The organism is Moraxella sp. RCAD0137 (assembly GCF_002894025.1).
Lineage (GTDB): Bacteria > Pseudomonadota > Gammaproteobacteria > Pseudomonadales > Moraxellaceae > Moraxella > Moraxella porci.
In genome coordinates this window covers 307,820-333,737 of sequence record NZ_LTCC01000001.1, presented here as the reverse complement: position 1 = coordinate 333,737, position 25,918 = coordinate 307,820, and the positions used below count along the sequence as shown (strand labels likewise).

At 46.8% G+C, this 25,918-nt stretch carries 24 protein-coding genes; 2 read left to right on the top strand and 22 right to left on the bottom strand.

Going from position 1 to position 25,918, the window contains the following annotated elements:
* Positions 1-67: 67 nt before the first annotated feature.
* From accC to AZ602_RS01380, 18 genes are all read right to left on the bottom strand, one after another.
* Complete coding sequence (gene accC / locus AZ602_RS01465; RefSeq protein ID WP_103033370.1) at positions 68-1,429, bottom strand: acetyl-CoA carboxylase biotin carboxylase subunit; 1,362 nt, start codon at positions 1,427-1,429, stop codon at positions 68-70.
* A 12-nt stretch (positions 1,430-1,441) separates the two neighbouring features.
* The gene (accB, locus tag AZ602_RS01460) at positions 1,442-1,861 is read right to left on the bottom strand and encodes an acetyl-CoA carboxylase biotin carboxyl carrier protein (protein ID WP_078316892.1); all 420 of its coding nucleotides are present in this window, start codon (positions 1,859-1,861) and stop codon (positions 1,442-1,444) included.
* Positions 1,862-2,067: 206 nt separating this feature from the next.
* A complete protein-coding gene (locus tag AZ602_RS01455) occupies positions 2,068-2,745 on the bottom strand; it encodes a TIGR00730 family Rossman fold protein (RefSeq protein ID WP_103033369.1) in 678 nt (225 codons plus the stop codon).
* Positions 2,746-2,764: 19 nt separating this feature from the next.
* A complete protein-coding gene (locus tag AZ602_RS01450) occupies positions 2,765-3,985 on the bottom strand; it encodes an HRDC domain-containing protein (RefSeq protein ID WP_103033368.1) in 1,221 nt (406 codons plus the stop codon).
* A gap of 9 nt (positions 3,986-3,994) precedes the next feature.
* Positions 3,995-4,588 (bottom strand): recombination mediator RecR, encoded by a 594-nt coding sequence (recR, locus tag AZ602_RS01445; RefSeq protein WP_103033367.1) that lies wholly within the window; start codon positions 4,586-4,588, stop codon positions 3,995-3,997.
* Between the two features lie 2 nt (positions 4,589-4,590).
* Complete coding sequence (locus tag AZ602_RS01440) at positions 4,591-4,923, bottom strand: YbaB/EbfC family nucleoid-associated protein (protein ID WP_078316896.1); 333 nt, start codon at positions 4,921-4,923, stop codon at positions 4,591-4,593.
* Positions 4,924-5,037: 114 nt separating this feature from the next.
* Entirely contained in the window at positions 5,038-7,314 is a 2,277-nt protein-coding gene (gene nrdA, locus AZ602_RS01435; protein WP_103033366.1) for a class 1a ribonucleoside-diphosphate reductase subunit alpha, read from the bottom strand.
* Between the two features lie 490 nt (positions 7,315-7,804).
* Positions 7,805-8,782 carry a 23S rRNA pseudouridine(2605) synthase RluB gene (gene rluB / locus AZ602_RS01430; RefSeq protein ID WP_227525136.1) on the bottom strand — a complete coding sequence of 326 codons (978 nt, stop codon included), beginning with the start codon at positions 8,780-8,782 and terminating at the stop codon, positions 7,805-7,807.
* 155 nt (positions 8,783-8,937) lie between these two features.
* On the bottom strand, positions 8,938-9,738 hold the full coding sequence (locus tag AZ602_RS01425) for a Sir2 family NAD-dependent protein deacetylase (protein ID WP_103033365.1): 801 nt from the start codon (positions 9,736-9,738) through the stop codon (positions 8,938-8,940).
* A gap of 220 nt (positions 9,739-9,958) precedes the next feature.
* A complete protein-coding gene (gene scpB / locus AZ602_RS01420; protein WP_103033364.1) occupies positions 9,959-10,531 on the bottom strand; it encodes an SMC-Scp complex subunit ScpB in 573 nt (190 codons plus the stop codon).
* Positions 10,532-10,546: 15 nt separating this feature from the next.
* On the bottom strand, positions 10,547-11,440 hold the full coding sequence (locus tag AZ602_RS01415) for a ScpA family protein (protein WP_103033363.1): 894 nt from the start codon (positions 11,438-11,440) through the stop codon (positions 10,547-10,549).
* 1 nt (position 11,441) lies between these two features.
* Positions 11,442-12,500: a tryptophan--tRNA ligase gene (gene trpS / locus AZ602_RS01410; RefSeq protein ID WP_103033362.1), complete on the bottom strand. Its 1,059-nt coding sequence runs from the start codon at positions 12,498-12,500 to the stop codon at positions 11,442-11,444.
* Between the two features lie 49 nt (positions 12,501-12,549).
* Positions 12,550-13,377 carry an indole-3-glycerol phosphate synthase TrpC gene (gene trpC / locus AZ602_RS01405; protein ID WP_103033361.1) on the bottom strand — a complete coding sequence of 276 codons (828 nt, stop codon included), beginning with the start codon at positions 13,375-13,377 and terminating at the stop codon, positions 12,550-12,552.
* Between the two features lie 32 nt (positions 13,378-13,409).
* Positions 13,410-14,498 (bottom strand): anthranilate phosphoribosyltransferase, encoded by a 1,089-nt coding sequence (gene trpD, locus AZ602_RS01400; protein ID WP_103033360.1) that lies wholly within the window; start codon positions 14,496-14,498, stop codon positions 13,410-13,412.
* Between the two features lie 24 nt (positions 14,499-14,522).
* Positions 14,523-15,146, bottom strand: coding sequence for an aminodeoxychorismate/anthranilate synthase component II (locus tag AZ602_RS01395; RefSeq protein ID WP_103033359.1), 624 nt, complete (start codon positions 15,144-15,146; stop codon positions 14,523-14,525).
* Between the two features lie 185 nt (positions 15,147-15,331).
* Complete coding sequence (gene panD / locus AZ602_RS01390; RefSeq protein ID WP_103033358.1) at positions 15,332-15,715, bottom strand: aspartate 1-decarboxylase; 384 nt, start codon at positions 15,713-15,715, stop codon at positions 15,332-15,334.
* 26 nt (positions 15,716-15,741) lie between these two features.
* Positions 15,742-16,788, bottom strand: coding sequence for a lipid A biosynthesis acyltransferase (locus AZ602_RS01385; RefSeq protein WP_103033357.1), 1,047 nt, complete (start codon positions 16,786-16,788; stop codon positions 15,742-15,744).
* Complete coding sequence (locus tag AZ602_RS01380; RefSeq protein WP_103033356.1) at positions 16,785-18,758, bottom strand: ATP-binding cassette domain-containing protein; 1,974 nt, start codon at positions 18,756-18,758, stop codon at positions 16,785-16,787. The genes AZ602_RS01385 and AZ602_RS01380 overlap by 4 nt, the downstream gene beginning before the upstream one ends.
* A gap of 103 nt (positions 18,759-18,861) precedes the next feature.
* Here AZ602_RS01380 and AZ602_RS01375 point away from each other — a divergent pair, with 103 nt between their 5' ends.
* On the top strand, positions 18,862-19,083 hold the full coding sequence (locus AZ602_RS01375) for a SlyX family protein (protein ID WP_103033355.1): 222 nt from the start codon (positions 18,862-18,864) through the stop codon (positions 19,081-19,083).
* A gap of 186 nt (positions 19,084-19,269) precedes the next feature.
* Entirely contained in the window at positions 19,270-20,700 is a 1,431-nt protein-coding gene (locus tag AZ602_RS01370; protein ID WP_103033354.1) for an outer membrane protein transport protein, read from the top strand.
* Positions 20,701-20,804: 104 nt separating this feature from the next.
* Here AZ602_RS01370 and AZ602_RS01365 read toward each other — a convergent pair whose 3' ends face one another.
* The 4 genes from AZ602_RS01365 to argF all read right to left on the bottom strand — a co-directional run bounded on the left by AZ602_RS01365 (position 20,805) and on the right by argF (position 25,829).
* Entirely contained in the window at positions 20,805-22,469 is a 1,665-nt protein-coding gene (locus tag AZ602_RS01365; protein ID WP_103033353.1) for a fatty acid--CoA ligase, read from the bottom strand.
* A 201-nt stretch (positions 22,470-22,670) separates the two neighbouring features.
* Positions 22,671-23,729 carry a L,D-transpeptidase family protein gene (locus AZ602_RS01360; protein ID WP_103033352.1) on the bottom strand — a complete coding sequence of 353 codons (1,059 nt, stop codon included), beginning with the start codon at positions 23,727-23,729 and terminating at the stop codon, positions 22,671-22,673.
* Positions 23,730-23,925: 196 nt separating this feature from the next.
* Entirely contained in the window at positions 23,926-24,627 is a 702-nt protein-coding gene (locus AZ602_RS01355) for an SIMPL domain-containing protein (protein WP_103033351.1), read from the bottom strand.
* A gap of 281 nt (positions 24,628-24,908) precedes the next feature.
* Positions 24,909-25,829: an ornithine carbamoyltransferase gene (gene argF, locus AZ602_RS01350; protein ID WP_103033350.1), complete on the bottom strand. Its 921-nt coding sequence runs from the start codon at positions 25,827-25,829 to the stop codon at positions 24,909-24,911.
* Between the last annotated feature and the right edge of the window lie 89 nt (positions 25,830-25,918).

Here is a 25,918-nt window from a genome sequence, read left to right as displayed (position 1 = left end):
AAGCAGCAGTTGACTCAATCGACTGCTGCTTTGGTACTCTGACTTTGGCATCTAAAAGCCAATCTTATTATTTTGACGATTGCTTTTTATCGGCATTCAATAGGTGAGTTTCAAGATAATGAATATTTTGGGCTTCTTCACAAAATGCTTCATCTTGTAAAATCACATCACGGTGCAGCGGAATGTTGGTTTTAATGCCTTCAATCACCAGCTCATCGAGTGCATGCAAGGTCTTGGCAATCGCTTGGCGGCGAGTTTGGCCATGACAAATCAATTTGCCGATCAAAGAATCATAATAGCTTGGAATGCTGTAGCCTTGATACAAATGTGAGTCAAAGCGGATGCCCGAACCGCTTGGGGCGAATAGCTGACCAATTTTGCCAGGTGATGGCATAAAAGTCTTCGGATCTTCGGCATTGATACGGCACTCGATGGCGTGACCGCGAATGGTAATCTCATCTTGATGGTATGACAAGCCATAACCTGCAGCGATCTTCAGCTGCTCAACCACAATGTCAAGGCCTGTGATCATCTCAGTCACAGGATGCTCGACCTGTACGCGCGTATTCATCTCAATAAAGAAAAACTCACCATCTTCATATAAAAATTCAAAAGTACCAGCGCCACGATAGCCGATCTGCTCACAGGCACGAACACAGGCCTCCAAGATCGGTGTGCGTACATCATCAGGAATGTCAGGTGCTGGCGCTTCTTCGAGGACTTTTTGATGGCGGCGCTGTAGCGAACAGTCGCGATCAAACAAATGCAGAGCATTGCCATTGCCATCACCTAAGACCTGCACCTCAACATGGCGAGGATTTTTTAAGAAGCGCTCCATATATACGGTGTCATCACCAAAGGCGCTTTGAGCTTCGGTCTTAGCGGCTTGAACTTGGTTAAGCAGCTCTTCAAAGCGCTCAACCACACGCATGCCGCGACCACCGCCACCAGCAGCTGCCTTGACGATGAGCGGAAAGCCAATCTTGCGCGCTTGTTCTTCGGCATTATGCAGAGTGATGGCACCTACCGAGCCAGGCACGGTGGGAACACCAGCTTCTTTCATTGCGTTGATGGCAGAGACTTTATTCCCCATCAAGCGAATGTGCTCAGGATGTGGGCCGACAAAAGTCAAGCCAGCTTCTTCGACGCGTTCGGCAAACTCGGCATTTTCTGACAAAAAGCCATACCCTGGATGGATGGCATCGGCGCCTGTCACCTCTGCTGCAGCCAGCAGTGCATTAATGTCCAGATAGCTTTGAGCGGATGGAGCATTGCCAATACATACCGCCTCATCAACGAAGCGCAAATGCATCAAATCCTTATCGGCGGTCGAGTACACGCCCACCGTCGCGATACCCAGCTGCTTACATGCGCGCACGATGCGCAGAGCAATTTCGCCGCGGTTGGCAATCAGTAGTTTTTTAATCATGGCGTATCTCTGTTAGGCTTTGTAACGGATGACAGGCTGACCAAATTCTACCACCTCAGCATTGCTCACCAAAATCTCTTCGATGATGCCGCTTTGAGTGGCCTCTAGTGGGTTCATGATTTTCATCGCTTCGATGATGCCCAGAGTATCGCCAGCTTCGACCTTTTGGCCGACTTTGACAAATGGCGGATCATTTGGACTTGGCGCAGAATAGAACACGCCTACCATTGGCGAAGTCTCAAGCTTGCCACTTGGTGTTTTGGCGACGGGAGCGGCAGCGGCAGCAGGTGCGGCAACTTGTGGCGCGGCGACGGTCTGAACGCCAGTATTGCGAGTCAGACTGATGTATTTGTCATCGTGGCCATATTCCAGAGTCAACAAATCTTTTTCTTCCATCAGATCGACAAGTTCGCGAATTTTTTTGATGTCCATCAGCATCACCTTTGATAAATATGTTAATACAAAAAATTGTCAAGATCATTCAATGAGCCATGACAAAGTACTATGGTTGGCATTATGGTCATTGTGCCAATTGCAAAAAATTTTCTTTATATAGTGTACATTCGTTTTATTTTATTGCAAGTGTTTTTTGTAATATTTTGGTACAAATTTAGCCAAAGGGTGATTTTTGGGCGTATTTAGATAAATTTTGGCACGGTATAACTGTCATTATCATCAAGCCAGTCGGGTTTGACCCATTTTTGAGCATCGATGAATTGATAATTTGCCATCTTTTGCAGCAGTACATCGATGTCATCAGCCACACAAATCAGCTGCAGATTGGCATTGGGCATAAATCCTGCCGCTGCTGTATGTGCCAAAAGCTGTAGCAAAGGATCAAAAAAGCCCTCGATGTTCAGCACGCCGATGGGTTTTTGGTGTTGGCGCAGCTGAGCCAAAGACAACACCTCAAACAACTCTTCATAAGTGCCAATGCCACCAGGCAGAGCGATGAAAGCATCACCAAACTCGATCATTTTAAGCTTGCGGCTGGCCATGTCATCGGTGATGATCAGCTGGCTTAGTCCTTGATGTGCTACTTCTTTGTCCTTTAAGAAGCCTGGAATGACACCGATCGTCTTGCCGCCATGTGCGATGACGCTATCAGCCACCGTGCCCATCAAGCCCACATTGCCACCACCATATACCAGTGTGATATCACGCTGTGCCAAAGCCTTGCCCAGCGCTTGGGCGGCTGCATAGTAAGCAGGTGTGTCACCAAAGTTAGAGCCACAATAAACGACCACCCGTCTAAAGACATATCGTGGGCTGCTTGAATCTGTTGGTGTATTGCTAAATGGGGTGCTTAAGCTCATGTGTAATCCAAAAGGCAGGTTAGGGATATTCTGGTGTGTCTAACACTTGCTTGATGTGTGCTTTATAGGGCATCAGCAGCGGAATGATCGCCTCAGTTACCAAAGCTTTACGATAACCCAATAATTCAGCGGGCAGCTGCTCGATTTGACCTTCATCAGCCACCAAAACCAACAAATCGTTCATCCAGCGGTTTTTCAGTAAAAGATTGGCAGGAATCTGATGCTCGGCGCTGTACTGATCGATGGCTTTGGCCAAGTCGTTTTTAAAGGGTTTGCTTTTACTGTGATAGTTGGGTGGCGGTGGCGGTGGCAGCTCTTGTTCGGGCATGGCCTTGACTTGGCGGATGATGCGAACGATTTCTTCGCCGTAGCGTCTTAGCACCGCGCGGTTGATGGTGGTGCGTGCCAATAAGCGGATGCTGTCAGGCATTTCTTGCACAATTTCGCGCAATGCTTGTTTGCCTAAGATGAAGCTTTTGGGTTCGTTGGTCGCTTTTGCCAGTGTCTCGCGCCAGATGGTCAGATGCTTGAGTACGCCCAGTTGACGACGGTCGTAAATCGGGGCGATCAGATCCAGATATAGACTGTCGCTATCTTGATTTTGAAGTGCGTGCAGCTCGTTGGCATAATGATGGCTGTCTTCGACCACGCACGATAGAATCTGCCGTGATTGCAATGTTTGCTGTACCGCTTGATACAGCGCCAATAAATAGCGCACATCATTGGCGGCATAGGTTTCTTGCTCAGTGGTCAAAGGTCGGGCAAGCCAATTTGACTGACTTTCGCCTTTATCAATCTGTATGCCCAAAATCTCATAAAGCGCCTGACTGTAGCCCGCTTGCAGCTTACCGGATAAATATGCCACGCCAATTTGCACATCAAAAATATTGGTTAGCGGTGGGCATTTGGCAAGCAAATAAAAAATGCCCAAATCCTCACCACAAGCATACCATACCATCGTTGGCACTTCGATCAGCGCTTGCCAAAACTCTGTCAAATCAAGCTTTGGCGCATCCACAAGATAAATCGCTTTGCCAGTATTGACCTGTACGAGCGCAAGAATCGGATAATAGGTGGTGCGCTTGATGAACTCAGTGTCCAATGCCACGACATCGACGCTGTCAATCTCATCAATCAATGCGTACAAAGCTGTGTTATCTTGAACCCAGACGACAGGCAGCGCTTCGGCGGCACTGGTATCGAGGCTGATTTTGGGAAAATTAAAGGCTGGATGTGTCATAAGTGTCTATTAAATGGAGCTGCGATTTTGTAGGGCTTGATGAAGGGTGATGCTATCCACATACTCAAGCTCTCCACCCATCGGAATCCCTTGTGCTAGGCGCGTCACCTTGCCGACATAAGAGCGCACGGCATCATAAATAAAAAATGCGGTGGTTTGACCCTCGACGGTCGCGCCAGTGGCCAAGATCAGCTCATCAATGGCAGAATGCTGGATGCGCGCGATCAGCTTATCAATGTGCAGATCATCGGCATTGATACCATCGATCGGTGACAGATGACCACCCAAGACAAAGTATTTGCCTCGATAAGCGCCACTTTGCTCGATGGCCATCACATCCGATGCGCTCTCAACCACGCATAGCAGGCCATCATCACGGCGTGGGTCGGCGCAAATCGGACAAATCTCATCATCGCTGAATGAATGACAATGATGACACTCGATGATCTCGCGCATGGCGGTCTCAAGCGTCTGGGCTAGGCTGATGCCTTGCGCGCGCTTTTTGGTCAATAGATGTAGTGCCATGCGTTGAGCAGATTTTTGTCCGACGCTTGGTAAGATTTGTAGCTCTTTGATGAGTCTATCAAGCTTTGGGGTGAGCATGATTAGCCAAACAAGCCTTTCATGCTTGGTGGCAAGCCCATACCAGTGGTCGCACCAGCCATCACTTCTTCGTATAGCTCATCGGCTTGACGGACAGCGTCATTCACCGCTGCTGCGACCAAATCTTCGATCATATCTGGCTCATCATCCATTAGGCTAGGGTCGATGGATAGACGCTTGATGACATGACGGCCTGTCATGGTAACTTTGACCAAGCCGTTACCTGCTTCGCCATGGACTTCTTTGGTGGCAAGGCTTGCTTTGGCAGCTTCGACATTTTGTTCGACTTGCTTTTGCATGGCTTGGGCTTGTTGCATTAGGGCTTGAATGTTCATAATTGTTTCCTAGATTTATGGTAATTAAATAGGGTTATTTGGCTTATTATAGCATAAGTTTGCCAAAAAAATAAGCACCGCTTATCGCAGTGCTTATTGGGGGAGTGTGCTGAATTACAGCTTACACGCACCGCCAGCGCAGCCATCGTCCAAGTCGCCTTGGGCATCATCTGCACCATCACGGGTGTTGTGGTAATACAAGGTTTTGACACCAAATTTATAAGCAGTCAATAGGTCTTGAATCAAGACTTTCATTGGTACTTTATTGCCTTCAAATTTGGCAGGGTCATAGTTGGTGTTCGCTGAGATAGACTGGTCAATGAACTTTTGCATGATACCCACAAGGCGTAGATAGCCGTTATTATCAGGGATATTCCACAGTAGCTCATACTGAGATGCCAAGCGTTCAATCTCAGGCACGACTTGTTTTAAGATACCATCTTTACTTGCCTTGACCGACACCAAACCACGAGGTGGCTCAATACCATTGGTCGCATTGGCAATCTGAGAGCTGGTCTCGGATGGCATCAAGGCTGATAGAGTAGAGTTTCTAAGACCGTGTGTCTTAATGTCGCTACGCAAACCTTCCCAGTCTAGATGTAGCGGCTCGGCACAGATGCTATCAAGGTCTTTTTTGTAAGTATCAATTGGCAAGATACCTTTACTATAAGTTGTCTCATGAAACCATGGGCAAGCACCTTGCTCTTTGGCAAGTTTGTTTGATGCTTTTAATAGGTAATATTGTAGCGCTTCAAAGGTGCGATGAGTCAGACCTAATGCCGCTGCATCCGAATAGCGAGTACCATTTTTGGCAAGATAGTAGGCATAGTTGATGACGCCTACGCCAAGAGTGCGACGGTTCATGCTACCTTTTTTGGCGGCGATGACTGGATAATCTTGATAATCAAGCAGAGCGTCTAATGCACGCACAATCAGCTCGGCAGGCTCTTCGATGTCGGATAGATTCTCAATTTTGCCAAGGTTAATCGCCGATAGTGTGCATAGAGCGATTTCGCCTTTTTCATCATTGATGTTGTCAAGCGGTGCGGTTGGTAGAGCGATTTCCATGCACAGATTTGATTGACGAATCGGTGCGATGCTTGAGTCAAATGGGCTGTGCGTATTGCAGTGATCGACATTTTGGATATAGATACGACCAGTGCTGGCACGCTCTTGTAGCATCAGACTAAATAAATCTCTGGCAGCGACTTTACGCTTGCGGATGCTGTCATCAGCTTCATACAGTGTATAGAGTCGCTCAAATTCGTCTTGATCAGCAAAGAATGCTTCATACAGCCCTGGCACATCTGATGGTGAGAACAGGGTGATTTCTGTACCTTTGATTAAGCGAGTGTACATGGTTTTATTCAGCTGTACGCCATAATCCATGTGACGAACACGGTTGTCTTCAACACCACGGTTGTTCTTCAGTACAAGTAAGCTTTCGACTTCTAAATGCCATAGCGGATAAAACAGCGTGGCCGCTCCGCCTCGTACGCCGCCTTGCGAGCAGGATTTGACCGCTGCTTGGAACATTTTGAAAAATGGGATACAGCCAGTATGCTGCGCTTCACCACCACGGATAGGACTGCCAAGCGCACGGATGGCACCGGCATTGATACCGATACCAGCACGCTGTGAGACATAGCGGACGATGGCTGATGTGGTGGCATTGATGCTGTCAAGATTGTCCCCGCATTCAATCAGCACACATGAGCTGAACTGGCGAGTCGGCGTACGCACACCTGCCATGATGGGTGTTGGTAGCGAGATATAAAAATTAGAAGTCGCATCATAAAAACGCTTGATATAGTCCAGTCGCTCCGCCTTATCATAAGCGGCAAATAGGCACATCCCGACCAAGATGTACAAAAACTGCGGACTTTCAAATACTTGCTTGGTCACACGGTCTTGTACCAAATACTTACCCATCATCTGCTCAACAGCAGCATAGGCAAGGTTCATATCACGGCTATGGTCGATGTAGTCGTTTAGCTCATTAAACTCATCAACGCTATAATCGGCCAAGATGTGTTTGTCATACTTACCTTGTTCGGTCAATTTTTGGACATGGGTATATAGATGTGGTGGCTCAAACTCACCATAGGCAATCTTACGCAAATGGAAAATTGCCAAACGAGCTGCCAAATATTGATAATCAGGCGTCTCGGCACTGATTAGGTCTGCTGCTGCCTTGATGATGGTTTCGTGAATGTCACGAGTGCGAATGCCATCATAAAATTGGATATGAGATTTTAGCTCAACTTGAGAAACAGAGACATTATGCAAGCCTTCGGCAGCCCAGTCAATGACTCGATGGATTTTATCCAGATCAATCAGCTCTAGGCGACCATCGCGTTTGGTCACTTTGATTTTGTCAATATGTGTCATTACTGCTCCCAATATGCTAAAAACTTGCGATGACTTGCGTACTAATTTGCCAAAAATATCTGATTCTAAAGCAATTATTCAACAAAAAATCATCAAAAAATCAATATGGCATTATTTAAAAAGTTACACCATATCTAGTGCATAGAATAAATTTAGGCAACAATATAGCCTATTTTTTCTAAAAATAAAAGATTGTCAAAACATTAAAAATATGCTTTATCGGCAAAAAATCTATCACTTTTTTACCAAAGCCAATAATGGCAAGGCTTACGAACATAAAAAATTTTTTTGAGTTTTTTGTAACGCAAACCAAGGAGGTGTTGATGGTTTAATTTTAATAAAATTGTTGAGATTTTGGATTGAATAATCTGAATAAAAAAAGGCCGTAAGCAATCTGCTTGCGACCTTAATAAACGCTAAAATAACATACAAAAGCATCCCTCAAGACAAAATGATGACTGATATATTTTTAGAATATTAATTAATAAAACTAATCAATTTTGACAAATTTTGCCGTCTTAAAAGAGGGCGTCTTTTGAGATGGACGACGATCTTGGCGTTCTTGACGGCGTTCGTATTCTTCATGCTTTTTGCGACGCACTTCACGAGATTTGAGTGGCTTTTTATGGATACGCGCTTGTTTTTCTTTGGCGGCGGTATTTAGACCCGTGCCTTGACGCTGGCGCAGACCGACAGATTCGACCAATTTGCCGATTTCTTTGGCGTCAAGTTCGATAAAGCGACCAGTGCGTAGCTCTTTTGGCAGAATCATCGTACCATAACGGGTGCGAATCAAGCGAGACACCTTCAGGGTTTGGCTTTCGAACATACGACGCACTTCACGCTTGCGACCTTCTTTGATGGTGACATGATACCATTTATTGACACCTGTACCGCCACCTTCTTTGATGTCGTCAAATTTGGCAAAGCCATCTTCAAGCTCGACACCTGCGGTCAGTGCGCTTGCGATTTGTGGGGTGACTTCGCCTAGGACACGCACGGCATATTCACGCACGACTTGGCTGGATGGGTGCATTAAGCGGTGAGCCAGTTCGCCATCATTGGTGAATAACAGTAGCCCTGATGAGTTAATATCTAGGCGGCCAACCATCACCCAGCGATCGCCGGTGAGCTTCGGCAGACGGTCAAACACCGTTGGACGGCCTTCAGGATCGCTGACAGAGCAGATTTCCCCTTCAGGCTTATAATAGGCAAGTACACGACGGCGTTTTTCTCGCTCGGCTTTTAGACGGACAGGGCGACCATCGACACGGATTTCATCGGTCAAGCTGGCTCGATCGCCCAGTGTCGCAACTTTACCATTGATGGAGATGCGGCCAGCTTTGATGATTTCTTCAAGACCGCGGCGAGAGCCAAGACCGATGCGAGCTAGGAGTTTTTGTAGCTTTTCGCCGACAGGTTTGCCGTCGATGCTGTCTGTGATGTCGGGGGTGAATTGTTCAGTCATGATAAATTTCCTGATAAGTGGATAATAACATTTCGCAATGTGAAAAGGATTAATTATATCGGATTTGGGTAGGTGGTGCAAAGACTTTTGAGTGTGGATTTGTAATTTAGAAGGATTTTGGATCACAAGTCTTGTGTACTGAGTCTTTCTCGACATCACCCAATAAGCGCCTGCCAAATCATCTCAACATCTGCCTTAGCACCCATAGGCAGGCTGATGCCACCACGAGTAGGTAGGGCATGATCTCGTGGATTGATGCGAATCAGATTGGGGGCGAAACGCTCACCAAAACGCCGTACGGTCGGTATCGCAGTCCCTGCACCCATTTCGATAACGACAGGGTTTTGATACTTGCTAAGAAATGCTTGCAGGCGAGATTCTTGCTCATCGCTACGCGCACCAATCCAATGCCAATCGCCAAACATCAAGATATTGGGACGAGCAAGGCTGCCACAATGCGGACAACTTGGCAACTCGCCAAGCCACAGGCATTTATCATTGTCAATCACAGGCGTAATATCGGCAGTCCAAATCTCATCACAGCAAGGCTGTGTGCATTGCAGATGGTGAATGGAGCCGTGGCATTCATAAATTCGCTCAGGGTCAAATCCTGCCTTGGCAAACTGCCCATCGACATTACTGGTAAAGACAAAGTATGGTAAATCAAGGTGTTTGGCGATTTTTAACAGATATTCAAAGCCAGCGTGCGGCACGGTTTTGCGGTATAATGCCAAGCGATGGCCATAAAATCCCCAAGCCAAGCGTGGGTTTTTGGCGAAGGCTTGCGGATTGGCAATACTGGTAAAATCTATCTGCTGCCTGCCAAGCTCAGGATAGGCCTGCCACATACCGCTATTGCCCCGAAAATCAGGCAATCCAGAATCGACACCCATGCCTGCCCCTGCGGTGATGAGTAGGCAGTCGGCAGAGTGTAGCAAAGTTTTAATTTGTTGCATGGTTGCCCTTATTGATCACAAATGTCCATAGTAATTAAACACAAAGCTTAGCAGTTTTTTTGTGTGATAAGCTAAATTATAAGTAAAAATCAACGGGTAGGCAAGCTTTGGGCAAGCTGCAATCTTGCACAGTTTATCAATTTGATTTGGTATGCCGAGCGGTGATTGCTTATTGTGCTGTATGCTCAGCACCTTAGCGATTTATGCCAGTTGAAAAAGATTAATTTGATCGTACGTTTAATCTTTCTAAATCGGGCAATGGCGGCAGCTCATCAAGGCTATTTAGCCCAAATGCATCTAAAAACGCCTTGGTGGTATGCAGAAGTGCAGGACGACCCAAGGTGTCCTTATGACCATTTTCGATAATCCAGCCCTTATCAAACAGTTGGCGTAAGATATGACTAGACACCGTTACCCCACGCACCTGCTCAATGTCTGAGCGAGTGACAGGCTGTTTATAAGCGATGACGCTTAAGGTCTCAAGCAGCGCTTGGCTGAGATTCTCTAGGCGTTCGGGGAAAACCTGCTGAATCAGTCCGCTGTAGTTGTCTTTGATTTGCAGACGATAGCCACTTGCGGTTTTATTTAATGTCAAAACACCTGATGATAGTCGCTGCTGAAGTACGGCAAGGGCAGCGGTGAGCTCGCTATTACTCATCATCAAGTGTTTTTTTAGGTCATTATCCGTCAATGGCGACTCACTGGCATGGAGCAAGACTTCGATATAACGGCTAAACACTTCAGCTTTTTGATGTGCTTGGATAAAGGCAGAATCATTGGCAGTTTCGGTCATAATTATCCTAAAATATTAATGTAGCCAGTGTAGTGTCTGATGGCGTAAATCTCGCCCTACATTGATCGGAATTTGGCGTTTTTTTGATTGATTTGACTTGGCATCACTGCTATCAAACTCATCATCGCTGTCGATGTCAGGCGTATCAAAGCCAATATAGCCACGCTTGATGAGCTCTAGCACTGCCACAAAACTCACCACAATACCAAGTTTGCCTTGGGATTGATCAAGCAATTCACCAAAAGTTGCAACACCTTTTTGGCTAAGCACTCGTGTAATCATCGCAATCCGCTCAGGCAATGGCACAGGGTCAACCTTGACCGTATGACCGCTAAAGTCAGGGCGGATTTGCATATTTACTAGGCTATTGACCAAGATTTGCGGCGAATAGTTTGGCAATTCTCGCTGCATTGCTTCACTGCTTGGGAAGCTTGCGTATGCCAAAAACACATCTCGCTCAAGGCGTAATAGCTGATCAATGCGATGCGCCGCTTCTTTGATTTGGGCGTATTCTTCAAGTCGTTGAATCAAGCGAGCTTTTGGGCTGATTTCATCATCACTGATTTCAGGCTGTGGCAATAAAAGCTCAGATTTGATGGCGATCAGCGTGCTTGCCATCAAGAGATAATCACCAGCAAGCTCAAAATACTCTTCATCCAAGTCATTGATATAGCTAAGATATTGCTCAGTAATGGGCAAAATGGCAGTTTCGGTTAAGTCAAAGTTATTTTTCTTGACCAAATACAACAAAAAATCCAAAGGGCCAGCAAATTGTTCAAGCCAAATGGCAAATGCTTGCGGTGGAATGTACAAATCTTCAGGCAGGCTCAGCACAGGCGTGTCATAAATACGCACGCCTGTGTCGGTTTGAGTCTGCTCTTCTGATGTTAATGGTTGGCTTTCGCTCATATTATTTAAGCTTGGCTAATGGCTTGATGCCGATGGCACGGCGTGTCTTATCAAGCTGTTTTTGGGCTTGGCGGCGTGCTTTGATGGCACCCATTTGTAGAATTTCTTCAAGCTCTTTTGGATTATTCATCAGCTCAAGATAGCGAGCGCGGTAGGGAGCAATTTCGCTGTTGATTTTATTAAATAAAATCTCTTTGGCATCACCCCAGCCGATACCACGGCGATATTGCTCAGCCAGTGCATTGATTTCATCTGCTGTTGCAAATGCTTTATAAATCTCAAAAATCGTGCAGTTGTCAGGGTCTTTCGGCTCTTTGGGCAGCTGTGAGTTGGTAACAATCTGCATGATGGCTTTTTTGAGTGCTTTTTCGGGGTCAATCTGTGGATTGCCATCGCCAAATAGCGGAATGGTATTGCCATAGCTTTTTGACATCTTGCGACCATCTAGCCCTGTCAATAGTGGCGTATTTTCATCGACGACAGCACTCGGTTCAGTGAATAATGGCTTGTATTTAAAATTAAAAGTACCTGCAATATCACGAGCCATCTCAATATGCTGAATCTGGTCTTTGCCTACTGGGACGTGAGTGGCGTTGAACATCAAAATATCTGCTGACATTAATACAGGATAGCTAAACAATCCCATGCTGATACCAAAATCAGGATCGGTATCTTCTTTTGCCAGATTAGCATCGACGGCTGCCTTATAAGCGTGCGCACGGTTCATCAATCCTTTGGCGCATGAGCAGTTGAGCACCCAAGCAAGCTCAGGAATCTCAGGAATATCTGACTGACGATAAAAGGTGACTTGTTCAGGATCAAGACCACAAGCAACCCAAGTCGCTGCAATGGCTCTGGTTGAGCGGTGAATCTCTTCAGGATCAAAGCATTTGATGATGCCGTGATAATCTGCCAAAAAGAAAAAAGCGTCACCATCACCTGCATTAATTGCAGCGTTGGCAGATGCGATGGCAGGGCGGATTGAGCCGACATAGTTACCCAGGTGCGGAATGCCTGTGGTGGTAATACCTGTTAAAATACGTTTTTTTTGTTCGCTCATGAGATAATCCAATAGTATAATCTATAAATAAAATTTAACAATAACAGACTTAGATGGTACTTAGCAGTTTGGCAAGGGCTACGCCTGCATCATCAGTTTTCATAAACTGCTCACCAATCAAGAAATGATGAATGCCATTGGCTTGCATCAAATGAATGTCATCAGCGTCGTTCAGACCGCTTTCGCTGACGACCAACGCATCATCACCAAGTGCGGCAAATAACTGCTGACTTAGGCGAATGCTATGCTCAAGATCCACTTGAAAGGTGTTGAGATCTCGGTTATTGATGCCATAGATATTGTGCGATGATTTTGGTAGGCGTAGTGCTCGCTCTAGCTCATCTTGGGTGTGAATCTCAATCAAAACATCCAGCCCTAAATCAGTCGCTGTCTTGTGCAGATGATGCACGGTGTCGTCATCTAGGCACGCCATGATGAGCAAAATGCAGTCAGCACCGATGGCGGCAGATTCGATGATTTGATACTCATCGACCATAAAATCTTTACGCAGTACAGGCAAACTCACTGCAGAGCGAGCAGCGATCAGATAGTCATCATGACCTTGGAAATAATCACGATCGGTCAGTACCGATAGGCAGGTAGCACCGGCTTTTTCATAGCCTGTAGCGGCAATGACAGGATCAAAGTTTTGGCAGATAACCCCCTTTGATGGCGATGCTTTTTTGACTTCGCTGATGATGCCGATTTGACCTTTAGTGGTGTCAATGCGACGCAATGCGTTGGCAAAGCCCCGCGGCGTATGGGATTTTGCACGCTCAAGCAGATCATCTTGGCTGATCTTGGCTTTGGCAGCGGTGATTTCATCAAACTTGGTGGCGACGATTTTTTGTAAGATACTTGGTGTATTGGTCATGATAGTTCTTAATTTTATTGAATAATGTCATCAAGTTAGCTTTGGGTAAAAGCAGCAAATTCGCTTAATTTTTGCCATGCTTTGCCGCTTTCTAGGGTCTGTAGGGCAAGCTGTACGCCGTCTTGATGCGACTTGGCAAGTCCTGCGACATAGATGGCGGCACCAGCATTGATGGCGATCATTTCACGGGCTTTTTGGATGGTGGCGTCAGCTTCACCTGCTTGTAGTGCCTGTTTGATGAGCGCAAGGCTTTCGGCAGATGATGCTACTTGTAAGCCATGCAAGGTTTTGGATGCGATACCGAGATCTTCGGGATTGCAGTCATAGACACGCACCTGACCGTCTTTGAGTTCAGCGACTCGGGTTGGTGATGCTAGGCTAAATTCATCCAAGCCATCGGCAGAATGCACCACCAGTACATGATGCAGTCCAAGCTTTTCAAAGACATAAGCCAAGGGCTCACACAGCTCTGGACTAAACACACCAATGACCGCTCGCTTGACATGAGCAGGGTTGGTCAGCGGGCCTAGAATATTAAAAATGGTGCGTACCTTGAGCAAGCGACGCACACCGATGGCATGACGCATGGCGGGGTGATGGTTGGGTGCAAATAAAAACCCGATGCCGATTTCGTCGATGGCTTGGCGAGTCTTATCGATGGCGATATCAAGCTTGACACCAGCTTGGGTGAGCACATCCGATGAGCCTGAAGCGGTGGAAACGCCACGGTTGCCATGCTTGGCAATGGTCACACCTGCTGCCGCTGCCACAAAGGCGGACGCCGTTGAGACATTGAATAGATTTGAGCCATCACCCCCAGTGCCGACGATGTCCACGGCATTGGCATCACGGATACTGATGGTGTCGGCCAGCTCAAGCATGGTCTTAGCGCAGGTGCTGATCTCGCTGATGGATTCGCCTTTTTCACGCAGAGCGATGAGTAGTGCACCCATCAGAGCATCAGGGCAACGACCTTGCATGATGATGAGCATTACTTCACGCATCTGCTCATCGGTCAGATCGATGTGCTTGAGTAGCTTGGCAAGTGCATCGGTCAAGATGGCATGGATAGCATCGTCAGGCAAATTGGCGATATCGCTTGGGCTTTTTTGTGCGGTAGTCATGATATATCCTTGAGTGTTGATGAGTTAGGCAACTTGTGGCAGCTTGTCATCATCCAGTACAGCCAGTCCGCAGCGTTTCAAAAAATTATTAAACAGCTGATAGCCATGTTCACTCAGGATGGATTCTGGGTGAAACTGCACACCCTCGACATCCAGCGTCTTATGGCGTACACCCATAATCTCTTGCATACTGCCATCATCATGAGTTGTCCATGCAGTTATCTCTAAGCACTCAGGTAAAGTATTTTTATCAATCACCAGCGAATGATAGCGTGTGGCGGTGAATGGATTTGGCAAGTTTTCAAACACCCCTTGATTGGTATGATGCATTTGTGAGAGCCTGCCATGCATCACTTCGCCAGCACGCACCACATGACCACCAAAGGCCTGACCGATGGCCTGATGACCAAGGCAGACACCTAAGATGGGGATTTGTCCAGAGAGCTTTTGAAGAATCTCAAGTGTCACACCAGCTTCGGTTGGACTGCAAGGGCCAGGGCCAAGCACGATGGCTTTTGGGGCAAGCTTGATAATCTCATCCAAAGTGGTTTCGTCATTACGCCACACGGTGATGTCTTGCTTTAGTTCACCAAAATATTGAACAATATTATAAGTAAAACTGCAATAGTTGTCGATCATCAGTATCATGAGGGTGACAGTCCTTAATTAAAAATCGGATACAATCCATAAAAATGCATCATTAATATTTTATTTTATCATGATGTGCAGCTGCTTAAAAGCACATAAGTTGGCATTGGCCAATACCATCAATTAATAATCAAGCCAGCCATAGCACGAATGGCTGATGGCATGATCAAAAATTAGCAATGATTTTACCACACGGTATTGGCAGGCTCATAATGCAGCACATCAGTGATATGATTATCACCATCGACCAGCACGACATTGGGTTTGTGAGTTTTGGCTTTGTCGTCATCCATCATCACATAATTCATAATAATGACGATGTCGCCTGCTTGCACTTTGCGGGCAGCGGCACCATTTAGGCAGACGATGCCACTACCACGCTCGCCTGCGATGGTATAAGTCTCAAAGCGTTCGCCGTTATTGTTATTGACGATGGCGACTTTTTCATTTACCAAAATCCCAGCTGCATCGAGCAAATCGACATCAATGGTGATGCTACCGACATAGTTGAGATTGGCCTCTGTGACTGTGGCGCGGTGGATTTTGCCACCGAGTAGTGTGCGAATCATAGTTTTCTCTTTTATTAACAAGTATATTAGCGATTATAATAATTGGTGCCATCTGCTTGGTTCTTGAACCTGCGGTGAAACCACATCCATTGGCTGACATCTTTTAGGATGTTGGCTTCTACCAAGCGATTGATGCGTTCGGCATCAGCTACTTCATCGGATGATGGATAATTATCCAAAGCAGGGCTTAGCGTGATGTGATAATGTGGGCGACGACCCGATGGGATAAAATCAGGGGTCTGACGCACCATATCCATCATGATGACGGCAGGCGGATTGGATTTATCGCCCATCTTGGCAAGGCGACGCTGAGCGGTGATGGTAGCAGCAGGCACGCCAAAAAAAGTCGCCATCACACCATGCTCTAGCCCAAAATCTTGGTCAGGCGAATACCAAATCACACGACCAGCTTTGATACGCGTGATGAGTTTTTTCATATCACGGCTGGAGATTTGCTCATCAAAAATACGACGACGAGCATTATAAATAAACCATTCTAACAAAGGATTATTTTGTGGGCGATACACGCAATCAGCACCAAAAAACTGCGTACACAGTCTGCCGCCTAGATCCAGTGTCGTATAATGGCCACCGAGCAAAATCACTGCCTTGCCGTCCTTTTGGGCATTGATAAGGTGCTGAAGACCTGAGATGCTAAAGCTACGCACAAAGACATTGGGGCGAAACCACGCACACAGACTTTCAAAAAAACCAATGCCTTGATTGATAAATACCTGACGGGCGATGGCTTGGCGTTCGTCATCGGTTTTATTGGGAAAGGCAAGCTCTAAATTGGTGAGTGTATCATTAACCCGTCGTTTAACCAGTTTAAACACAAGCTTGCCAAAGGCTCGTCCAATCATAAACTGAATGCGTAGCGGTAGATAAATCAGCGGCAGCATGAACGCCATTACCAGCCAAAATCCCCAATATCGTGGGTGCAAAAATGCCCACTGAAATGGCTTGGCATCGGCGATATGCGTCTGCTTATGGTTGTCGGTGAGCGTGATGGCAGATTTGATGCTTGCTACTTGCTGATCACCGCAGCCGCATTGATGATTGTCGCAGCTCATTTACTGATACTCTCTAATTCATCCCAGCGTTCAAGCTTGATGAGCAATAATTCATCAATCTCACCCAGTCGCTCGCTCGCTGCCGTCGCTGCAGTCAGATCACTGATAAACCATGAGCCGTCTTCAAGCTTGGCATTTAGATCGCTTTGCTCAGATTCTAGGGCAGTGATTTCATCTGGTAGGCTCTCCAGCTCTCGCTGCTCTTTATAAGACAGTTTGCGTTTGCCGTCGGTTTTTTGGGCAGGTGCAGACGTAGGCTTAACTGTTTCGGCGTTGCCTGAGTTGGTATCGGCTTTGGTATCTGATTTGGTGTCTGTTTTGACAGGCTTTGGATTGACTGCCAAATACCGCTCATGCTGTACCAAGTAATCTTCATAGCCACCGACATATTCAAGCACCACGCCATCGCCATGCTTGTCGGCATCAAATACCCAAGTTTGGGTGACGACATTATCCATAAAGGCACGATCATGGCTGATGAGTAGCACCGTGCCATCAAAATTTACGACAAACTCTTCCAAAAGCTCAAGCGTCGCCATATCCAAATCATTGGTCGGCTCATCGAGCACCAAGACATTGGCAGGCTTGAGTAGTAATTTGGCAAGCAGCACTCGGGCTTTTTCGCCACCTGATAGGGCTTTGACAGGCGTACGAGCACGATTTGGACTAAACAAAAAGTCTTGCAAATAGCCCAAGATATGTGTCTTACGACCGCCAACTTCGACATGATCTGAGCCTTCTGAGACATTGTCAGCGACTGATTTATCAGGGTTTAGATCATCTTTTAATTGGTCAAAAAAGGCGATGTTTAGATTGGTGCCAAGCTTGACTGAGCCTTGTTTGATGGCAGAATTATCTAGTCCCAAGATGGACTTGATTAAGGTGGTCTTACCAACGCCATTTTTGCCGATGATGCCGACTTTATCACCACGCAGAAGTAATGTGCTAAAGTCTTTTAATAAAATCTTATCATCATACTCAAGTGTCAGATGACTGACTTCGCAGATGATTTTACCGGATTTTTCGCTGGTATTTTGGCTGATTTGGACATTGCCGACGACATCACGGCGTGCCTTTCGCTCTTCTCGCAGTGCTTTTAGGGCGCGGACACGACCTTCGTTGCGAGTACGACGCGCCTTGATGCCTTGACGAATCCACGCCTCTTCTTGGGCGAGTTTTTTGTCAAATTCTGCAAAGCTTTTTTGTTCACTGGCAAGCTCAAGCTCTTTGAGTTCTTGGTAGCGTGCATAGCCGCCTGCACCTTGATTGACATCATAGCTGTTCAGCTGACCACGATCCAGCTCAATGATACGAGTGGCGAGACGATCGACGAATTTGCGATCGTGCGTGATAAATAATACGGTTAAACGCTCGTTTAATAAGAAATTCTCAAGCCAATCGATACTCTCGATATCCAAGTGGTTGGTCGGTTCATCAAGCAGCAGCACATCAGGTTCGGTAACGAGTGCACGAGCAAGTAGCACACGGCGTTTGCGACCCCCTGATAATTCATTCAGATTGCTATTGGCATCCAGACCCATGCTGTCGATGATGGCACGAGCCTTACGCTCAAAGTCCCAGCCGTGTAGCACATCTAAAGTATGCTGTAGATGACTCATCTCATCGCAAGCGACGGCATCACCCAGACCGCACGCATCGCTTGCGATTTGATAGGCTTTGAGCGTATCAGCGATCTGCTGGTTACCACTCATCACCACATCGAGCACGGTCGCATCACCATTTGGCACATCTTGGGCGAGCATGGCGATTTTGGTACCATCTTTGATCAGCACTTCACCATCATCGGCGTGCAGATCGCCTGTGATGAGCTTGAGCAGGGTGGATTTGCCTTCGCCATTTCGTCCGATCAAGCACACGCGTTCATACGGCTCAAGGCTAAAATTCACCCCGTCCAAAATCGGTGCGACACCAAAGGCCAAGTGGATATTTTTGAGTTGTATTAATGCCATAAGCTGCCAAATCGAAAATCACTGAAATAAAGGTGCATATAATACCAAAATTTCGCCAAAAATTGTGTACAATATTGGCAATTTTCTGACTGGAGCGTCTGCCATGACCACCACGCCAAGCTCTGATGACATCATCGAATTACAAACCCGCCTAAGTTTCTTGGAAGATACCTGTGATAAGCTGAACGAAGTCATCGCCCGCCAAGACCGTCAGCTGATGGACTTACAAGACCAGCTGAAGCTCATCTATGCACAGATGAGCACCAAAGAAGATGTTGGTATTGCACCGTTTGATCTATTTGCCGACAGACCGCCGCATTATTGATGGCAACTGGTGAAAGCGGCATTAGCATGAATGGCAAAAAATCACCAAAAATTTCCAAAATTACACTTGTCTTGTATATAAAATTGATTTAAGATACAAATGTGCAAAAGTTGTATTGTTTGCTTACAAAAGGAGGGCATGGACAATATTTTGCATGGACTAAGGATTGTTAATTTGGAGAAAATTATGAGCTCAACATTTGGATATAAAGCGTTAAGCCTAGCTGTGGTCTCAGCATTGGCAGCCACTTCTGCACACTCAGCAGGTCTGGACCGTTCAGGTCAGGATGTGACCGCGTTTTTACAAGATGGCACCTATGCCGAAGCTGTTTATACTTATATTGATGCTGATGTATCAGGAAAAGATGCTTCAGGCAATGTCGTGCCAGATGGTGCCGAGGCTTATGACTTTTTCCGTTTTGGTGTAAAAGGCGATCTGAATGACCGCTTTAGCGTCGGTGTGTTGTATGATGAGCCATTTGGTGCAGCGGTACAATATAGCGGTAATAATAATTTCGTTGCTGATGCTGACAGTGCACTTGCAACAATTACTCAGAGACAAATCCCTAACGCTACTGTTGGAAATTTTGCTTTGCAACAAATTCGTGATGGTATCAGTCGTATTGATGCAGGTATTGAAGATATCAATGCTCTTGAAAGAAGCGGTAGAATTACTCCCGAGCAAGCACAGGCTGCACGCACGCCTTTGGAGAGTCAAAGAACTGGCTTGGTGAATCAAGAACAAGGTTTGCAAGGTGTGTTGAATAGTGATCAACAAGGCACTAATGTTGAGATCCGCACCCATAATTTGACAACTTTGGTGGGTGCTAAATTTGGTGAAAAGCGCAATTTCCAAATCTATGGTGGTGCTGCAGCGCAGCATCTGACTGGTGAGGTGCATCTGCGCGGTACGGCTTATTTAGCTGCTAATGGCTATGATGCGCGCATCAGCCCTGATACGGCTGTCGGCTGGGTGGCTGGTGTGGCTTATTCCAAGCCTGAAATCGCACTTAAAGCTGCGTTGACTTATCGTTCTGAAATTGAGCATAAGAGTACCATCGCTGAGGTATTGCCAGCTTCAGGTCTACTTGGAAATAATCCTAACAGTACTCGTGATTTTGCAGTCACTTTGCCAGAGTCTTATAACCTAGACTTCCAAACTGGCATTAACCCAACCACGCTATTGACCGCCAAAGTGCGCTATGTGCCATGGTCTGATTTCGATATTCGTCCACCAGCTTATGGTGATGCAGCAGAGCGTGTTTATGGTAAACAATTACCAATCGTTAGCTATGATAAAGACCAGTGGTCTGCTGAAGTTGGTCTAGGCAAACGCCTATCTGATCGCTTGGCAGTATCAGGCTCTGTAGGTTGGGATAGTGGTGCTGGCAACCCAACAACAACCCTAGGTCCGATTGAAGGTTATTATTCTGTTGGTCTGGGTGCTAAATACGACCTAACTCCACAATGGTCGTTGGCAGTTGGCGGTAAGTATCTTAAATTTGGCGATGCAGATGCTCAAATTCCACCACAAGTCGGAACTTCTGCGCTATCAGGGCGATTTGAAGACAATGACGGCTTTATCGCTGGTGTGAAATTGGCCTATCAAGCCAAATAATCCACTTGGCATACCAAAAAGACCAGACTGCGACAGTTTGGTCTTTTTTATTGGCCTTAAAAAAATAAGCCTAGACATGACTAGGCTTATGTTAGGTAGTTTAATTAGGCAAACAACCCTTGAGCGTACATCTGGCGCATGACTTTTTTGTCAAGCTTGCCAACACTGGTTTTGGGCAGTTCGCTGACGAATTTCACATCACTTGGAATGGCGTATTTGGCGATCAGTCCACGCTCGACGGCCTGCAGCCCGATGGCGATGATGTCATCGGCTGATGTGTCTTGATGGGTGGGCTTAAGTACGATCAGCGCCAGTGGACGCTCGCCCCATTTGGCATCAGGAATGCCGATGACGGCGATGTCAGCGACACTCGGATGCAGGGATAATAGGGTCTCGATCTCAAGCGATGACACCCATTCACCACCAGATTTGATGACATCTTTAAGGCGGTCGGTGACTTGTAGTTCGCCTTTATCATTCATGTGGGCAATGTCTTGGGTGTGCAAAAATCCACCTTCCCACAGCTCATCGCCGGCATCTTGGTTTTTAAAATAGCTTTGGGTCAGCCAAGGTGAGCGTACGACAATCTCGCCAGTGGTTTTGCCATCGTAGGCGACTTTTTGGCCCTGATCATCCCACAGCTCGATGCGGGTGAGTACCGCAGGGGAGCCAGTCTTGATGCGTCGTTTGATGTCATCATCATGGCTAAGTTTGTCGCTTTTATTAAAGGTGGTACATGCAATGACAGGACAGGTCTCTGACATGCCATAAGCGGTAAAGGCTTCAATGCCCATTTCTAGGGCTTGACGGCACAGTCCTTCGGTGAGTCGAGAGCCACCGATGATCATCTTCATACCATTAAAAGTTCGTCCACGGCTTTGCATCTCGCCGATCAGCATCTGCAAGATCGTCGGCACGCCATGTGTAAAGCTGACCTGATATTTTTCCATCAGATCTACCAATGCCTGTGGCACATATCGCCCAGGATAGATCTGATCGAGACCCACCATGGTCGCCACATAAGGCATGCCCCAGCCATGCACATGAAACAGCGGCGTCACAGGCAGATAGACATCATCATAGCGCAGTCCTTGACCTTCGGCATTAAGCCCGAAAGTCGATGCTACAGCTAGGCTATGCAGCACCAGCTGACGATGGCTAAAGAACACGCCTTTAGGGTTGCCTGTGGTGCCACTGGTATAAAAAGTGGTGGCGATGGTGTTTTCATCAAGATCTGGAAAATCAAATGCGTCATCAGCTGACTTAAGTAGTGCCTCATACTCACCATCGATGCCAGCAGGGGTCGGCGTGTCGTGATCATCCAGCCAAACGACATGCTCGACGCTCGGTGCATCCGTGGCATGATCTTTGACCATCGGCGCAAATTCTGAATTTAAGAACAGTGCCTTGGGCTTGGCGTGATTGATGGTGTAAAGCACCTTATCCTCGGACAGTCGCACATTGACGGTCTGCAGAATCAGTCCGCACATCGGCACCGCAAAATACAGCTCAAGATAGCGATGCGTATCCCAGTCCATCACTGCCACGACATCGCCAGAGCGCAGACCCATGCCAGTCAGCACATTGGCCAGACGGTTGATGCGTGAAAAGAAAGTCTCATAGGTCATCTCAAAGCGATCGGCATAGCGTATCAGCTTATGGCGTGAAGCGATCTTTGGGCGATCAAGAAGATTTTTGATCAGTAGGGGATAATGATGGGCGTTTTTGGCTTGATGATAGTCATCATGCAGATTTAAAATGGCACTCATAACAGCTTCCTTGTGATGGGAGTGGTTGCGTCATTGCCAGTATAATATGAACCAAAAAATTCACTTTGTAAAGACATCCAACAAAAAATAATCACCAAAACAAGAAATAATAACCACATCAATCCAAATCGGTAACTGCATAAAAGTGGCAATAAAAAAGTCGCCTGCCATAGACAGACGACTGACGGATGCTGAGTGCGATTATAAAATCTCAACCGTTGCGCCATTTTCGATGACAGCGACCAACTCTAGCACATCCCAGTTGGTCAAACGGATGCATCCTAAAGATGATTGACGGCTGATACCCTCAGGTACTGGTGAGCCGTGAATGCCATAGCTTGGCTTATTTAGACCCATCCAGACGACGCCGACAGGACTGTTCGGGCCTGGTGGTAGGAAGAAGACTTTTTTGTCATCACCATCACGATTGACGGTGGCTTTATAGGTCGGCATTTTGACTTTATTAACAATCTTATATTTGCCACCAGGTGTGGTGCTGGCATCACCGCCAACGGTGGTTGGATAGGTAGCCACCAGCTGATCACCGTTATAAGCGTATAAAATCTTATCTTTGCGATCAGCGACGACGCGTGTGACTTTGCCCTCGAATGGCTTGCCAGTATTGATGACTGTGATGGTCTCACCTGCGACAAACTTTTTATTTGGATTGAGTTTGCGCAGATACGCGACATCCATATGGAAACGCTCACCGAGCATCTCTTGGATGTTTTCATAGCTTAAAGCTTTCAGTTTTGAGCGTGCTTCGACATCAGTAGGCAGCTTTTGATAAGGGCCTTTGGCATCCTCAGCGGTAATGGTATAAGACACTAACACTGGCTGAGTGCTGTCAATGCTTTGGGTCAGTGCATCCCATGTTGCCTGATCCATGCGACCGCTTGGGGTTAGACCTTTGATTTTTTGGAAATTGGTCAGGGCTTTTTTGGAGTTCATACCCCAGCCGCCATCAATCGGGCCAGGTGAGGCGTGGTTCCAATCAAGCAGCACTTGCAATTTTACCGTCATTGCGGTGTTTTGCTTCATGTCTTGAGACCACTCAGATTCATTGACGCGCTTGGCATACTCATCCAAACCATGCACTGTGGTGCGTTTGCCACCTTGCTCGATGCTGTTGATCGCGGTATTATCGGCCGTTGAGCTGACCACCTCGCCAGAGACGATGTCTTGATCGCCAGTTGCATTGGCCGTAGCGATGACTAGAAAACTGGATAAAGCAAGTACCAAAGGTTTGATCGGATTCATCTTAACTTCTCAACTTAAAAAATTGATTTATTATACCATCATTGCAGCATTGCCACAATTTATGAAGTCACTTTATGCCACTGTGGATGGCTTGGCAGAGCGATAACTGACAGGCTGATGACTAAGATGCAAGCCATCAACCTGCGTGTCAAACTTTTATAGTCATTTTATAAAAGCTTAAGTTTGCTCACTGTGCTTAGCGAATGATCTCAATGGTGCCATTGGCGTTGTAGCTTAAAGTGGTGTTGCCAGCCTCGAAGTTTTGGGCTTCGATACCAGCAGCGGCATCCATGGTTTTCATGCTGGCCATCACTGGTCGAGGGTAATAGTGATTATTGCCGCCAAGATTGACATTGACGATCTTATAGCTGCTTGATCCAAAGGCTTGGCTGATGGTGGTGGCTTCTTCATTGAAACGCTTGATCGCTTCTAGCTGCAAGCGTTTTTCTTCACTGTCGCGCAGCTTGTCTGAGATGCCAAAGCTGATATTTTCCATCACCATCGTGGATTGTAGATCGGCGATCAGCTGACTGGCTTTTTCAAAGTTATTGCTTTTGATGTTAATGCTGACGCTGCCTGTAAAGCCGATGATTTTGGTGCTGTTATTGGCATAGCGCGGATAAGTGCTTTGAGCGCCTGTGGTCACTGTCACCTCAGGATAGCGTTTGGCGATCTGCATCGCGGCATTGACGCTGCTGTTTAGCTCTTTGGCGATGGCAGCGGCGGTGCTGGCTTGGGCGGTCTTTGACATGGTGGCGCGAATCTCATCATTGGCGATTTCGCTTTTGACTTCGCTGTTAAAACTGATGCGATTATAAGCTTGGTCATTGGCCAATGCAGGTAGGCTTAGTGCTGAGGCCACCGCAGTAATGATTGCAGAATTTCTTAGAAATGACATGGTAAATGATCCTTATCCTTAAATGAATGCACTGCTCAAGGCAGTTCGGCACCATTATAGCGCCTTTCATGCCAAATAATGTAACAGTATGTGTCATAATATGTAAAAAATTGGTGGCAGATTGTGAATATGCGAATTTGGCGAGCAAAGTAAGGGCATATTAATGATAAGTCAAGCCGAGGCACGATTAAGCGGATGCCACTGGATTTCAATCATCAATAAAGTGCATAAAAAAAGCGCAGCCATCGCCACGCTTAATAAACCCGACTGCATCCCATAGATCAGTCTAATTTGATTTTGTCTTTTAATAAAAATTCCATCAAAGCTTTTTGGGCGTGTAGGCGGTTTTCGGCTTCATCCCATACCACAGAACGCGGGTCGTTCAATAAATCAAAGCTGATCTCTTCACCGCGGTGCGCAGGCAAGCAGTGCATGAATAGCACCTCAGGATCAGCTTTATCGAGCATCGCAGGGCTGACTTGATAAGGTGCAAAACGGCGCGCGCGCGTCATCTGCTCTGATTCTTGACCCATACTTGCCCAAACATCCGTGGCGATCAGATGCGCACCTTTGGCAGCTTCTTGGGGATCTTCGACATAAGTGACACAGTGGCTGTACTCTTCGATCAGCTCAGGATTTGGCTCAAAGCCATAAGGCGCAGTCACGCGCAGCTGAAAGCCGAACTGATGCGCTGCTAGGATATAAGACGCACACATATTGTTGCCATCACCGACCCAGGTGACCGTCTTGCCTTTGATACTGCCGCGATGCTCATGAAAGGTCTGCATATCCGCCAGCAGCTGACAAGGGTGGAAATCATCAGTCAAGGCATTGATCACAGGCACGGATGAATGCTGACAAAACAGCTCAAGCTTGGCATGCTCAAAGGTGCGAATCATGATGATATCGACCATGCTTGAGATGACTTTGGCGGAGTCTTCGATCGGCTCACCACGCCCAAGCTGAGTGTCTTTTGGGGATAAGAAAATCGCATGACCGCCAAACTGACCCATACCAGCCTCAAAAGAAATGCGAGTACGCGTCGATGACTTCTCAAAAATCATGCCAAGCGTACGACCGACGAAAGGACGGTAAATCTCGCCACGATGCTGCATTTGGCGCAGTTCGCTGGCACGACGGATGATGGCTTCAAGTTCAGCTGGTGTCATGTCTAGCAGATTGCGAAAGTGGCGTACGCTCATGGGTGGGCTTATCCTATTTGATGAATTGATGGGCTGTTTGCTCGCACAGCTTGGTTGAAATTTGTAGTATAGCATCGGTTTTGGCGCTT